This window comes from Streptomyces sp. NPDC048277, assembly GCF_040652235.1.
GTDB lineage: Bacteria > Actinomycetota > Actinomycetes > Streptomycetales > Streptomycetaceae > Streptomyces.
In genome coordinates this window covers 111,562-125,652 of sequence record NZ_JBEZLQ010000007.1, presented here as the reverse complement: position 1 = coordinate 125,652, position 14,091 = coordinate 111,562, and the positions used below count along the sequence as shown (strand labels likewise).

Sequence of the window (14,091 nt, the reverse complement as noted above, 5' to 3'; positions counted from 1 at the left end):
GCGAGCGAGTGGAGGGATCCGGACGTGGACGTGCACGGCACTGTGGCCGAGGGCTTCGAGCCGGTCGGGGAAGCGTTCCTGCGGAACTTCGAGGTGCTCGGGGACCGGGGCGCGGCGGTGGCCGTCTACCGGGACGGGCACCGGGTCGTCGACCTGTGGGCCGGCGCCCGGGACTTCGACGGGGACGCCGGTGCGGCGCCCTGGGAGCGGGACACCGCCCAGATCGTGCGCTCGGCGACGAAGGGCGTCGCCGCCGCCGTACTGCTGCTTCTGCGGCAGCGCGGGGAGCTGGACCTGGACGCCCCGGTCGGCGCGTACTGGCCGGAGTTCAAGGCGGCCGGCAAGGAACGGACACTGGTACGGCACCTGCTCGCGCACCGCGCGGGCGTGCCGGTGCTGGACCGGCCGCTCACGCCCGCCGAAGCCGCCGACCCCGGTCTCGGCGCCGCCGCGGTGGCCGCGCAGGCACCGGTGTGGGAGCCGGGCACCGACCACGGCTATCACGCGCAGACGTACAGCTGGCTGACCGGTGAGCTGGTGCGCCGGGTGACCGGGCGGAGCGTCGGCGAGTGGATCGCGGACGGGATCGCCGGGCCGGTCGGCGCGGAACTGTGGCTGGGGCTGCCGGAGGCGGAGCAGGCGCGCGTGGGGCGCGTGGGACCCGTCGAGGCGCCCGGGACCGCCGGCGCGCTGCGGACCCGGCCCAAGCGCGCCGTCTCCGAGGCGTACGCCGACCCCGGGTCGCTGACCCGCCGGGCGTTCGGCGCGATCAGCCCGCTCCCGGACGAGAACGACCCCGGCTACCGCGCGGCCGCCCTCCCCGCCTCCAACGGCATCGCCACCGCCGACGGCCTGGCCCGGTTCTACGCCTCCCTCATCGGCGAGGTCGACGGCGGCACCCGCCTGTTCACGCCGGAGACCATGGAACTGGCGCGGGCCGAGCAGTCGGCGGGGCCGGACCGGGTGCTGGTCGTCGCCACCCGCTTCGGGCTCGGCTACATGCTGCACGGCAGCGCCTCCCCGCTGCTGTCCCCCGCCTCCTTCGGCCACCCGGGCCGCGGCGGCGCGCTCGGCTTCGCCGACCCGGAGTCGGGCATCTCCTTCGGCTATGTCACCAACGGCTTCCACAAGAGCGTGACCGCGGACCCACGGGCGCAGGCGCTGGTACGGGCGGTACGCACGGCGCTGTCGTGACCGCGACGCCCCGCACGCCGACGCTCTTCACACGTTGACTCGCGCACCCGTCACACGTTGATCGGATGCGAGTGGCGCCCCGAGTCCGCGTCGATCTCGCCGTGCGCCTTGGTCAGCAACTGCATGGCCAGTTCGTTCAACGCACGGGCGCCTGCGATCTCCTCGCCGACTCTGGGCTGGTTGTTGTCGGAGTCGTGACGGCTGGCATGGCCGTGGGCGCGCACCTCGGTGCCGTCGGGCAGGCGGACCAGGGCCGCCGCGCGGGTGTGCGTGTCGTCCTCCTGGAACTCCAGCTCCACATGCCATCCCACAGCGGTCTTCATCATGGGGATCACCTCCGGAATCGCTGCTTCCAGGGTGCTCCTCCTGTCTACTCCTTGTCGAAGCTGGCGAAGTAGGCGGCGGCCATGTCCTCGTCGGCATGCCCCTGGGCGGCGGCCCGGGCGAACCGTTCGGCAGCCGCCTCCGCGACGTCGAGGCGGACGCCGTGGCTCGCGCCGGCGGCGACGATCAGCCGGGCGTCCTTCTCCGCCGTGTCCACCGCGAAGGACGGCGGGGTCAGCGCGCCGTCGAGGATCAGCCGGGACTTGGCCCGCAGGTAGCCCATGTCGAGCGGACCGCCCGCGATGATGTCGAAGAAGTTCTGCGGGTCGACACCGAGGGCCTGGGCGAGGGCCACGACCTCGCCGGTGGCCGCCGTGGCGGCGAGGACCCAGCTGTTGGCGACCAGCTTGAGCCGGGTCGCGGCGGCCGTCGCCCCGTCGTCGCCGGTCCACAGCGTACGGGCGCCGACCGCGTCGAAGACGGGCGTGACCGTCTCCCGGCCCCGCTCGGGCCCGGCGGCCAGCACGGTGAGCTGTCCGGCCTCGGCGGGCTGGCGGGTGCCGAGGACCGGGGCGTCGTAGAAGACCAGACCGTGCTCGCGGGCGAAGGCGGCCAGTTCGGGGATCTGGTCGAGGCCCGCGGTGGTCGACTGGGCCCAGACCGTCCCGGGGCGCAGCGCGGGAGCGGCCTCGCGCATGGTCTCCAGGGCGGTGTTGCCGTCGTACAGCATCGTCAGGACGATGTCGGCGCCCTCGACGGCCGCGGCCGGGGAGTCGGTGACCTGGGCGCCGTCGGCGGCGAGGGGTTCGGCCTTGGCGCGGGTGCGGTTCCAGGCGCGGACGGTGTGCCCGGCCTTCAGGAGGTTGCGGGCCATCGCGGCGCCCATGATGCCGGTGCCCAGCACGCCCACGGTCGGCTTGTCGGTCATGACGTCTCCCTGTCCTCGTACGTTCCGCAGCAAGCTTGGCGCACCGCGCGGCCGGCGGCGCACGGCATCCGGCCGGAAAACGCGGGGAACCCCGGGCCGGCGGCCCGGGGTTCCCGACCGGAACGGACCGTGGGTCAGCCGTCGTTCTCCGACGTCGGCAGGTAGGCGCCCGGGACGTCGTTCGGTGTGTAGATCTTCTTGTCACCGGGGTACGCCTTGGTCCAGTTGTGGGTCTGGTACCAGGTGTAGCGGTTCATCTGCATGGCGTTCGCGTAGTCCGGAACGGCGTTCGGGCCGGTCAGCCGCTGGTGCGACGCCCAGGTCTTCCACTGGGCCGCGACCGTCTTCTCGGCCGCCGGCACCGACACGGTCGTCGGCGCGGCCGCCGCCTCGGGGTCCTGGGCCGCCGGGGTGTCCGAGCCGCAGGACGGCTGCGGGCTCACGCCGAGGGTCAGCGAGGTCCGGTTGGCCACCGCGGTGAACGGGGTGTCGTCGGCCTTGTTCGTGAACGCCCCGTACATCGGGGTGGCCGCGCTGTCGAGCTGGTTCATCGGGTGGATCCCGAGGATCTGCTCGATGGTGCGGACCATGGTGATCTGCGAGTAGTAGTGGTTGTCGACCGCACCGTGCTGGGCGTACGGGCTGATGACCTGGACCGGGGCGCGGTGGCCGTCGACGTGGTCGAGGCCGGCCTGGGAGTCGTCCTCGACGACGAAGATCGCCGAGTCCTTCCAGTACTTGCTGTGGGTGATCTCGTCGACCATCCGGCCGACCGCGAGGTCGTTGTCGGCGACCTCGGCCGCCGCGTTCGCCGGACCGCCGGTGTGGTCGTTGGAGAACCAGAACATGTTCAGGTTCGCCGGACCGTTCTTCTCGAAGTCCTGCTTCCAGATCTGCTCTTTGTAGATGTCCGGGACGTTGAGGTCGAACAGCGGGAAGCCCTGGACCGACACGTCGTTGAGCGAGGGGATCGCCGAACCCGTCTTGATCGGGTACTGGGTCTGGGCCCCGGTCGCGGCCATGGTCTTGCTGTCGCAGTACAGGTTCTGCCAGGTGGCGCCGGACGGCTTGGTCTCCAGCGACTGGAACTCGCCGAAGTCCTTGACGCTCTTGCCGGCCGCCTGGGCACCCGTCCAGATGAACCCGGACTTCTGGTGGCCGAGGACGTCGTCCTCGGTGTCGTAGCTGCGCGTGTACTCGCCGGCCGACGACTCCGTGTACTCCGGGTTGTCGGACTGCATCAGCCAGTTGTGGCCCTCGGCGGAGTTGGTGCCGATGTCGTAGAAGTTGTCGTACAGCCCGAACTGCTGGGCCAGGGCGTGCTGGTTGGGCGTCACGTTCGCGCCGAACTGGGTGAGCGAGGAGTCGCCGTTGCCCTGCGGGAGGTCGCCGAAGACCTGGTCGTAGGTCCGGTTCTCCTTGACGAGCAGGAAGACGTGCTTGATCGTCGACGGGTCGCCGATCCGCGTGGGGACCGCGACCGCCGTGGTGTGGCCCCTGCCCTTGGCCGTCTTCACCGAGCCGGGGGTCCAGCCGTTCTGCTTGAAGACCTTGGCCGTCTGGGCCTTGATGGTGAGGTCGCTCGGCAGGGTGAACTGCGTCAGGCTCGACGTCGTGTCGTGGGTGTTGTGGCCGGCGGCGTCGGGGCGGCGGGCGTCCACGCCACGGGTGTTGGCGACGACCACCTGCTTGCCGTCGGCGAAGACCCCCGAGGGGTAGTAGTCCGTGGGGAGCAGGCCGACGTAGCGGGCCGGCTGCTGCGGCGAGGAGTAGCGGTAGACGGCGACGGCGTTGGCGCGGCCGAGGGTCACCAGGAGGCGGCCGTCGTCGGTGAGGGTCACCGCGTTGGGCTCGTAGCCGACCGAGGCCTCGGGCCACGGCTGGGTGGCGATGGTCTGGACGACCCTGTCCTTGCGGCTGTCGATGACCGACACGCTGTTGTCGGCGGTGTTGGTGACGAACACCGCGCCCTTGCTCGCGTACACGGCGGTCGGGTGCAGACCGACGTCGATGGTGCCGACGGCGGCGGACGCGTCCGTGGTGTCGATGACGCTGACCGTGCCGGTGGTGCTGGCGCCGGTCTTCGGGTTCGCGACGACGTCGGTGCCGTACGAGTTGATGGTGGTGTCGCCGGCCTTGGCCGGGCGCCCGCCCTCGTTGCTGACGTAGAGCTTGCCGCCGACCAGGGCGATGCCGCGCGGGGCGTTGCCGACAGCCCAGGTCTGCTTGATCGTGCCGGTCGCCGCGTCTATGGCGACCACCTTGTTCTCGCCGTTGACCGCGGAGTACACGGTGGAGCCGTCCGCGGAGAACACGGCCGCGCCCACCAGGGCCTGCTTGGTGCCGTCGGCCGCGATCGGTACGGCCGTCGGGGTGGAGAGAGTGCCGTCCGCGTTGACGGTGAACTTGGTGTAGCCGTTCGCCTGGCCCAGCCACAGCTGCTTGCCGTCGGGCGAGTACGTCGGGCCTTCCTGGCCGACGGCGCCGCTGCTGATGCGCAGGTCGTCCGCCGCGTTGGTGCCGACCTTCTGCTTGACCTGACCGGTGCTCAGGTCCATGACGACGAGGGAGGCGTCGCCGTCGGCGATGGAGGCCGCGAGGTGGGTGCCGTCCGGGCTGACCGCCGACGACATGATCTTGCCGTCGTTGATGACGGTGCGGCTGCCGTAGGGGTTGATGTACTGGTCGGCGGAGACGACCTGGCCGTTGGCGGTGACCTGGGCGACCTGCTGGGTGCCGAACTGGTAGGTGGAGGCGACCGCGGTGCCCGTGACGCCGAGGGCGACGGCGATGCCGGTCGTCACCAGCAGGGTCCGGCGGCCGACGTTCCTGCCGAACAGGTTGATCTGTCTCTTCTGGTTGATCCGACGCTGGCGGGTTACCTGCACGGAACTGTTCCCTTCACTGGGTGTCGAGCAGTTCGACGTTCCCGTCGAACTGCCACAGCGGATTCGGGGCGTCTCCGGTCGGGGTCCTGACGAGGAAGTAGCCGTTGACTTCCTTCGGACCGTCGCCGTCGGCCACGAACCGCCCGTCCGAGGTGATGTCGAGCTGATAGATCGCCGTCCCCGCGACCGCGACACCGGGCAGATGCCAGCTGACGACACACCGCCAGTCGTTGCCCGCCCCTTCCTGGGCGGCCTGGCCGTCGCTCTTGGTGCACGCCGCCGAGGTCCGCAGCCGGGCCTCGGTGACGGCGGGACGGTGGAGCTGGCGGGTCTGCAGCCGGTAGAGGTGGGCGAAGGCGGTGGCGAGGGAGCGCTGGACCTTGCCCTGGTCGATCCCGGAGCCGGTCGAGGGGGTGGCCACGGCGACCGCGCCCACGGTCACGGCGGTCAGTGCGGCCAGCGGCAGCAGCCCGACGGTGAGCGCGCGGCGCCCGTTGCCGTCGTAGGCCGGGTTGGTGAAGTCCCGCCGTACGAACAGCGCATAGGCCAGTACGGTCGCGAGCGCGGCCCACACCAGGCTGACCGCGACGCCGATCAGCAGCGGGGCGAGCTGGGCCGGGGCGGTGAACAGGCCGTTCCAGGAGATGAAGGCGTAGCCGGGCAGGGCCAGGCGCACGGCGACGGGCAGCGGCAGCATCTGGGCGACCGACATCGCGAGCGCGACCACCGGGGGCAGCAGCAGGCCCATCGGGGAGCGGCCCAGCGCGACCGAGCCGAGCAGCCCGATCGCGGCGAGGGCGAGGGTCGGGGCGAGGGCCGCGGCCCAGGAGAGCAGGACCCGTACGGCCGCGTCGCCGGGCGACACCAGGTGGCCGTCGAGGCCGACCAGGGGCTGGTTGCCGACGGACGCCAGTCCGCCGGCCGTGCTGGAGACGGCCAGCCCGGCCACCAGCAGCAGGATGACGGTGAGGCTGGCCAGCGTCTTCGCCACGAAGATCCGCGCGGGCGAACGGACCGCCACCAGCAGGTGGCGCCAGGTGCCGAGCCGGTCCTCGGAGGCGAACACGTCACCGGCCACCACCGACGTCAGCAGCGGCAGCGCCCAGGTGCCCGCGAAGCCGAGCATCACCAGCGGTCCGGCCCAGCCCGTCGCGTGCATCCAGCGCCCGAACAGCGTGTCCGCGGGCAGCGTGCTCTGCTGGCTCACCCCGGCGACGAAGAGCCCCGGCGCGATCCAGCAGGCGAGGACCAGCAGCCGGATCCGCCACTGCGAGACCAGCTTGACCAGTTCGAACCGGTAGCCGCGCGACACCGGGACACGGCGGACGGCGGGGGTGGGTTCGGTCATGACGGCCTGTTCGGCGACGGTCATCGGCCGGCCTCCTGCTGCTCGGTGAGGGCGAGGAACGCGGCCTCCAGCGGCGACACGACGGGGGCGAGTTCACGCACCGCCACGTCCGCCCGGACGACCTTCGCGACGAGTTCGTCGAGGGCGGGCACCAGGGCGCGTACGACGACCACGTCCGGGTCCTGCCGCAGTCCGGTGTCGTCGACGATCCGGATGCCGTCCGTGTCCGCGGCCAGCCCGCGCGCGGCCTCGGGGTCGGAGGTGCGCAGCCGGTAGTCGAGTTCGCGGTTCTCGGCGGCCAGTTTGTTCAGCGGGCCGGAGAACACGACGCGTCCGGTGGCGAGGATGGTGACCTCGGAGCACAGTGCCTCCAGGTCGTCCATACGGTGGCTGGAGAGCACCACGCCGGTTCCGTCCGCGGCGAGCCGGGTGAGGACACCGTGCACATGTCTCTTGCCGGCCGGGTCGAGGCCGTTGGCGGGCTCGTCGAGCACGAGCAGCCGGGGCCGGGTGAGCAGGGCGGCGGCGAGCCCGAGCCGTTGGCGCATGCCGAGGGAGAAGCCGCGGGTCTTGTCGTCGGCGACAGCGGTGAGCCCGACCTCGCCGAGCACGTCGTCGATGCCGGCGGTCCCCGCGTCGAGGCCGCGGAGCGTGGCCAGCGCGGCCAGATTCTGCCGGGCGGTGAGCGAGGGGTAGAGACCGGGCGCGTCCACGAAGCCGGCGACGCCGTCGGGAGCGGCGAGCGCCCGTTCGACGGGGGTGCCGAGGATCTCGAGCCGACCGCCGTCGGCGACGGCCAGCCCCAGGAGAAGGCCCAGTAGTGTCGTCTTTCCGGCGCCGTTGGGTCCGACCAGGCCGTGGATCTGACCTTGCGTCACATCCAGGTCGACGCCGTCGAGCGCGACGACGTCGCCGAAGCACTTGGTGATCCCGCGGGCCCGGACTGCGTGGAGTGTGTCCATCAGAACCTAGCCAGGGGACGCCCCATTTTAGCGGGGTGGGGAATGACTCCTCCGGGCTGCCTTGACCTCAACTGAGTGCACGGATTTGCACTGTTCACCCTGTACCGCCTTTCCGACGCACTAGACTTGTCGCGTGTATATAGTGATCACGTGACCGTGACCAGGAAGGTTCGCCGATTCTCCGGCGGCGTGTACAACCTCGGCCTCCACGTCGTGTGGTGCCCGAAGTACCGCCGCCCGGTACTCGGTGGACGGGTCGCGGAACGCCTGGACGAACTGATCCGACAGAAGGCCGACGAACGGGGTTGGGAGATCGTGACGCTCGAAGTCACGCCCGACCACGTCCACCTGTTCGTCAAACATGACCCGAAATCTTCGGCCTCGTACGTCGCGAACCAGTTCAAGGGCTTCACCTCCCGCGTGCTGCGCGAGGAGTTCCCGCACCTGAAGTCGCGGATGCCCACGCTGTGGTCGTCGTCGTACTTCGCGGCGTCGGCCGGCGCGGTGTCGGCGGCGGTAGTGGAGAGGTACATCCACACCCAGTGGGAACTCCCCGGGAAGAAGCAGGCGGGGAACGACTCATGATCCGGGCGTACAGGTTCCTCCTGCGCCCCACCGCCCGTCAGGCCGTCGCGCTGGGTGAGATGCTGCGGGATCACTGCTCGCTCTACAACGGCGCCCTTCAGGAGCGCCGGGACGCCTACCAGCACACCTCGAAGACCACCGTCCGCTACGGTGACCAGTCCGCCCAGCTCAAGGGCATCCGTGCATTCGACCCCGAGCGTCAGGGCCGCTGGTCGTTCTCCTCCCAGCAAGCCACCCTGCGCCGCCTCGACAAGGCATTCCAAGGGTTCTTCCGCCGCGTCAAGGCTGGTCTCACGCCGGGCTACCCCAGGTTCAAGGGCGTCGGGCACTTCGACACCGTCGTCTTCCCCAAGGACGGCGACGGCTGCCGCTGGGACTCCACGCCCTACGACAACGTCACCCGCGTCCGCCTCCAGGGCATCGGGCACATCCGCGTGCACCGGCACAGGCCCGTCCAGGGCCGTGTCAAGACGATCTCGGTGAAGCGTGAGGGGCGCCGCTGGTACGCCGTGCTGTCCTGCGACGACGTCCCCGCCGAGGAACTGCCGCTCACCGGCGCGGTGGTCGGCATCGACATGGGCGTCACCCACTTCTTGACCACCTCCGGCGGCGAGCACATCGCGAACCCCCGCTTCCTCGACGCGATGGCCGAGGAACTGGCCGAGGCTCAGCGGCACCTTGCGACATTCCCCAAGCGGACCCTGCAGCGCACCAAGAAGCACCGCGCTGCGGCCCGGAAGGTCGCCGAACTGCACGCCAAGATCCGGCGGCAGCGCGCCGATTTCCACCACAAGACAGCCCGTGCACTCATCGCCGACCACGACGTCATCGCGCACGAACAGCTCAACACGGCGGGCACGGTCAAAGCCCCCGCACCCAAAAACGAACCCGAGCAGCCCGGCAGCTTCCTGCCGAACGGCGCTGCCGCGAAAGCCGGACTCAACCGCAGTATCCTCGATGCGGGTTGGGCGCAGTTCCTCACGATCCTGGCGAACAAGGCTGAGAGTGCCGGTCGTCTCGTGGTCGCGGTGAACGCGCGCAACACCTCCCGCACGTGCCCGTCCTGCGGGCATGTCGCGAAGGAGAACCGCGTCAGCCAAGCGAAGTTCGAATGCGCGGCGTGCAGGTTCGCGGCGAACGCGGACCACGTCGGCGCGACGAACGTCCTCAACAGGGCCGGGCTGGTCCTCTGCGACGTGGCCTGGCCACGACCGTAGGAAGCCCGCGCGTTTACGCGTGGGTGGAGTCACGAGTCCCTTCTTCCGCAATCAATCCGCAGGGACCCTATGGACGACACACAACCCAGCCACAGACGAATGGCTGAACGCCCGCCGAACGGTTCGTCAAAGCAACGGCAAGTCGTTCGAGGGGGAGACGAATTCCGGCCGAACCCGGGCAGCACCCGAATGCACCGGGAAGGCTCGGCTAACCGGCGTGCAGTATCAGCCCGATCCCAACGACCAGCAACCCGGCCGCCGCGACCCTGGGCGCCCCGAACCGCTCCTTGAAGAAGACGGCGCCGATGGCCGCGCCGACGATGACCGACGATTCGCGCAGGGCCGCGACCGGTGCGAGTTCGGCGCGGGTCTGGGCCCAGAGGACCAGCCCGTAGGCGAACACGGACAGCACGGCGCCGAACAGTCCCAGCACGGCGAACGGGCGGGCGGCGGTGAGCAGTTCGCCGCGTCTGCGGTGGAGGGCGTACGCGGGGATCACCAGGCCCTGGAGGGCCATCAGCCAGGCGATGTAGCCGACGGAGGAGCCGGAGGCCCGTACCCCGAGGCCGTCGATGACGGTGTACGCGGCGATCGACAGGCCCGTGGCGAGGGCGGCCCCGATCGCCGCCCAGTCGGGCCTGCGGCCGCGCAGCCCCCACAGTGCGACCCCGGTGAGCCCGGCGCAGGACACGGCGATCCCCGCGGCCGCCGGGGCGTCCGGCACCTCGTGCGCGAACACGGCGGCGAACAGCGTGACCAGCAGGGGCGCGGTGCCGCGCGCGATCGGGTACGCCTGCCCGAAGTCGCCGAGCCGGAAGGAGAGCATCAGCAGCGCGAAGTACGCGACATGGACGACGGACGAGGCGATCAGGTACGGCCATGCGCCGGCCGCCGGGACCGCGGCGAACGGCATCAGCACCAGCCCGATCAGCACTCCTCCGGCGGCGATCAGGGAGGAGCCGACGAGTTTGTCGGTGATCCGGTGGGCGATCGCGTTCCAGGACGCGTGCGTGACCGCGGCGAGCAGGACGGCCGTGGTGACGGCAGGGGTCACGCGGTGGGCTCGCGCACGTCCACGACGGTGGCGCCGGCGTGTTCGACCAGGGCGGCGGGGGCGATCGGGAAGACGGCGTGGGGGTTGCCGGCGGCGGCCCACACCACGTCGTGGCGGAGCAGCGCCCGGTCGGCGAGGACGCGGGTGCGGGTGCGGTGCCCGAAGGGCGGTACGCCGCCGATGGCGTACCCGGTCGTCTCGCGGACGACGTCCGCCTTGGCCCTCGTCACCTTCGCGGCGCCGAGCTCCTTGCGGACCAGGTCCACGTCGACCCGGGAGGCGCCGTCCATCAGCACCAGCACCGGCACCCCGTCGGCCGCGAAGATCAGCGACTTGCAGATCTCGCTCAGTTCGCACCCGACCGCCGCGGCGGCCTCGGCCGCGGTACGGGTCGCGTCCGGGAAGCGGCGGATCCGGGAGGTCAGTTCCCCCAGCCCCAGCTCCTCCAGGGCGGCGGCGAAACGAGGGTGGGCTCCGGAGCCCTGGGCATCGGCGTCAGTGGCGGCTGTCGTCATGGGGGCACGCTAGCCAAGCGGGGCGGGGGCGGCGAGTGGTTAACGCCCTGCCCGCCGCCCCGTACGAGGAAGCCGGTGAGGGCGCCCCGTCCCCACGGACCCTCACCGGCCGTCTGTCGTGCGCCGTGCGTCAGGCGCGGACCAGTTCCCGGTCCTCGTCGTCGCTGCCGGCCGCCCGGTCGGACGCGGTGCGCAGGCCCTCGCCCTCGACGTCGACGTTGGGCAGCACGCAGTCCAGCCACTTCGGCAGCCACCAGGCGCTCCTGCCGAGCAGGGCGAGCACCGCCGGGACGATCGCCATGCGGACGACGAACGCGTCGAAGAAGACGGCGATGGCGAGGCCGAAGCCGATCATCTTGATCATCGACTCGCTGGCGGTGATGAAGCCTCCGAAGACGGACATCATGATGATCGCGGCGGCGCCGACCACGCGGGCGCTGTGCCGGAAGCCGGTCACCACGGCCTGGCCGGGCGTCTCGCCGTGGACGTACGCCTCCCGCATCCGGGTCACGAGGAACACCTCGTAGTCCATGGCGAGACCGAAGACCACGCCCACCATGAAGATCGGCATCATCGACATGATCGGGCCGGTCTGCTCGACGCCGAGCAGACCGCCGAGCCAGCCCCACTGGAAGACCGCGACGACGGCGCCGAGCGCGGCGAGCACGCTGAGCAGGAAGCCGAGGGCCGCCTTCAGCGGGACCAGGACGGAGCGGAAGACCGCGATCAGGAGGAGGAAGGCGAGGCCGACGACCAGCGCCAGGTACGGGACCAGCGCGTCGTTGAGCTTCTGCGAGAAGTCGATGTTCATCGCGGTGGTGCCGGTGACCAGGACCCGCGCGTCGGTGTCCGCCGTGACCTGGGTGCCCTCGTCGCGGATGGCGTGCACCAGGTCCTCGGTGCGGACGGAGGACGGCTTGGACGACGGGACCACGGTGATCGTCGCGGTGTCGCCGGCCTTGTTGAAGAACGCAGGGCTGACGGAGGCGACGTCCTTGAGGTCCTTGATGCCGTCGGTGACCGTGGTGGCCGCGGCCTTCGGGTCGGCGCTGCTCTTGGCGTCGACCACGATCACCAGCGGGCCGTTGAAGCCGGGGCCGAAGCCGTCCGAGAGGAGGTCGTAGGCGCGGCGCTGGGTGGTGGACGTGGGCTGCGAGCCGTCGTCGGGCAGGCCGAGCTCCAGCTGGGAGGCCGGGAGGGCGACGGCGCCGAGGCCGACCACGCCGAGCAGCAGTACGGCGGCCGGGCGGCGGACGACGAAGCTCGCCCAGCGCTCGCCCAGACCGGGCTTGGCCGCAGCGCCCGTGTCGCTCTTGCGGCGCTTCTCGCCGACCGCCTTGACCCGCCTGCCCGCGTAGCCGAGCAGGGCCGGGATCAAGGTCAGCGCGATCAGGACGGAGACGACGACCGTGCCGGCCGCGGCGAGGCCCATCTTGGTGAGCATCGGGACGCCGACGACGGACAGGCCCGCCAGCGCGATGACGACCGTGAGGCCCGCGAAGACCACCGCGGAGCCGGCGGTACCGGCCGCGCGGCCGACCGCCTCCTCGCGGTCGCGGCCCTCGGCCAGCTCGCCGCGGTAGCGGGAGACGATGAACAGCGCGTAGTCGATGCCGACCGCCAGACCGATCATCAGCGCCAGCGTGGACGTGGTGTCGCCGAGGTCGAGCGCCTTGGCGAGCGCGGTGATGGTGGAGACGCCGATGCCGACGCCGATGATCGCCGTCAGCAGCGGCAGTCCGGCCGCGACCAGCGAGCCCAGGGTGATGACGAGCACGACGGCGGCGATGGCGAGGCCGACGACCTCGCCGGCCGCCCCCGGGTCGGCCCCGGCCTGCAGGGCGTCACCGCCGATCTCGACGGTCAGCCCGGCCTTCTGGGCGTCGTGCCCGGCCGCCTCCAGCGCATTGCGGGAGGAGTCCTTGAGCTCCATGCCGGAGACGTCGTAGCGCACCGACGCGTAGGCGATGGTGCCGTCCTTGCTGACGGCCTTCGTCTTGAACGGGTCGGCGACGGAGGTGACCTCGGAGCCGTCGGCCAGCTCCTTCACGGTCTTCTCGACGGTCGCCTTGTTGAGCGTGTCGGAGATCTTCTCGCCCGCCGGGGCCTTGAAGACGACCCGCGCGGTGGCGCCGTCGGAGCTGGAGCCGGGGAAGCGCTGGTCCAGCAGGTCGAAGGCCTTCTGCGCCTCCGTACCGGGGATCGAGAAGGACGTGGAGCCCGCGGCGGGGGCACTGGCCGCGCCGACACCCGCCAGGGTCAGCAGCGCCACCCATATGAGGGCGACGAAGTGCCGTCGCCGAAAGGCGAGCCGGCCCAGTTTGTAGAGGAACGTGGCCACGAGGGCGTACTCCCGGTCAGGTCGTGGGGTGTTCAGGGCAGGGGTGATCAACCCGGTGGGTGGCAGGGGTGATCGGCCCGACGACGTGAGCGGAGGCGTCAGGTGGGCAGGCTGCGGGGAAGGGTCAGCCGGCGGACACGCCGAGTGCGGGGAGCACCACGGCGTCGATGTACGACAGGAGGAAGGCCTGGGTGGGCGGCTGCTCGTCGATCAGCGACCGCGCGGCGAACCCACCGATCATCATGTGCATCACGTAGTTGAGCGCCGGGTTGTCCGCATGGACCTCGCCCCGGGCGATCGCACGCTCCAGCACACGGCGGAACTCGGCCATCTCGGGCTCGATCAGATGCTCCTTGAACGCCGTCAGGAGATCCGGGTTTCCGTGGATCGCCATGGCGAGCCCTCGCATGAGCGCGGAGTTCTGCTCCATCTGGCAGTCGTCCGAGTGCATGGTGAGGGCGTGCAGGTCACCCCGGAGCGAACCGGTGTCGATGTTCCCGAAGCCGCCGGGCTTGTTCTGCCGCACCGCCTTGGCGACCAGTTCGGCCTTGCCGCCCCACTGGCGGTAGAGGGTGGCCTTGCTGGACTTGGTGCGGGCGGCGACGGCGTCCATGGTGAGGGCGTCGTAGCCGACCTCACGGAGCAGTTCGAGCACGGCCTCGTACAGCTCGGCCTCACGCTCGGGCGTGATCCGACTGCGACGCGCGGTCGCGACCTCAGCCATGCCTCTCACCC

12 protein-coding genes are annotated in these 14,091 nt (G+C 71.1%); 3 read left to right on the top strand and 9 right to left on the bottom strand.

What is annotated here, in order from left to right; genetic code table 11:
- Positions 1–24 precede the first annotated feature (24 nt).
- Entirely contained in the window at positions 25–1,194 is a 1,170-nt protein-coding gene (locus AB0D85_RS17725) for a serine hydrolase domain-containing protein (RefSeq protein WP_362320710.1), read from the top strand.
- 50 nt (positions 1,195–1,244) lie between these two features.
- Here the strand turns inward: AB0D85_RS17725 and AB0D85_RS17720 are convergent, their stop codons facing one another.
- The 5 genes from AB0D85_RS17720 to AB0D85_RS17700 form a co-directional block, all read right to left on the bottom strand.
- Positions 1,245–1,520, bottom strand: a complete 276-nt coding sequence (locus tag AB0D85_RS17720) for a DUF1876 domain-containing protein (RefSeq protein ID WP_362320707.1) — start codon at positions 1,518–1,520, stop codon at positions 1,245–1,247.
- Positions 1,521–1,564: 44 nt separating this feature from the next.
- Positions 1,565–2,446, bottom strand: coding sequence for an NAD(P)-dependent oxidoreductase (locus tag AB0D85_RS17715; protein ID WP_362320704.1), 882 nt, complete (start codon positions 2,444–2,446; stop codon positions 1,565–1,567).
- 134 nt (positions 2,447–2,580) lie between these two features.
- Positions 2,581–5,334: an alkaline phosphatase family protein gene (locus AB0D85_RS17710; protein ID WP_362320701.1), complete on the bottom strand. Its 2,754-nt coding sequence runs from the start codon at positions 5,332–5,334 to the stop codon at positions 2,581–2,583.
- A 13-nt stretch (positions 5,335–5,347) separates the two neighbouring features.
- Positions 5,348–6,706 (bottom strand): ABC transporter permease, encoded by a 1,359-nt coding sequence (locus tag AB0D85_RS17705; protein ID WP_362320697.1) that lies wholly within the window; start codon positions 6,704–6,706, stop codon positions 5,348–5,350.
- A complete protein-coding gene (locus AB0D85_RS17700) occupies positions 6,703–7,644 on the bottom strand; it encodes an ABC transporter ATP-binding protein (RefSeq protein ID WP_362320694.1) in 942 nt (313 codons plus the stop codon). Before AB0D85_RS17700 ends, AB0D85_RS17705 begins: the two co-directional genes overlap by 4 nt.
- A 156-nt stretch (positions 7,645–7,800) precedes the next feature.
- On the opposite strand from AB0D85_RS17700, the gene tnpA reads away from it, so the two are divergent.
- Together tnpA and AB0D85_RS17690 are read left to right on the top strand one after the other, a co-directional pair.
- A complete protein-coding gene (gene tnpA / locus AB0D85_RS17695; RefSeq protein WP_362321346.1) occupies positions 7,801–8,229 on the top strand; it encodes an IS200/IS605 family transposase in 429 nt (142 codons plus the stop codon).
- Entirely contained in the window at positions 8,226–9,446 is a 1,221-nt protein-coding gene (locus tag AB0D85_RS17690; protein ID WP_362320691.1) for a transposase, read from the top strand. Before tnpA ends, AB0D85_RS17690 begins: the two co-directional genes overlap by 4 nt.
- Positions 9,447–9,654: 208 nt before the next feature.
- Here the strand turns inward: AB0D85_RS17690 and AB0D85_RS17685 are convergent, their stop codons facing one another.
- From AB0D85_RS17685 to AB0D85_RS17670, 4 genes are all read right to left on the bottom strand, one after another.
- On the bottom strand, positions 9,655–10,500 hold the full coding sequence (locus AB0D85_RS17685; protein WP_362320688.1) for a DMT family transporter: 846 nt from the start codon (positions 10,498–10,500) through the stop codon (positions 9,655–9,657).
- Positions 10,497–11,015 (bottom strand): YbaK/EbsC family protein, encoded by a 519-nt coding sequence (locus AB0D85_RS17680; protein WP_362320685.1) that lies wholly within the window; start codon positions 11,013–11,015, stop codon positions 10,497–10,499. The genes AB0D85_RS17685 and AB0D85_RS17680 overlap by 4 nt, the downstream gene beginning before the upstream one ends.
- 130 nt (positions 11,016–11,145) lie before the next feature.
- Positions 11,146–13,356: an MMPL family transporter gene (locus AB0D85_RS17675; RefSeq protein ID WP_362320682.1), complete on the bottom strand. Its 2,211-nt coding sequence runs from the start codon at positions 13,354–13,356 to the stop codon at positions 11,146–11,148.
- A gap of 124 nt (positions 13,357–13,480) precedes the next feature.
- A complete protein-coding gene (locus tag AB0D85_RS17670) occupies positions 13,481–14,080 on the bottom strand; it encodes a TetR/AcrR family transcriptional regulator (protein WP_362320680.1) in 600 nt (199 codons plus the stop codon).
- Positions 14,081–14,091 lie beyond the last annotated feature (11 nt).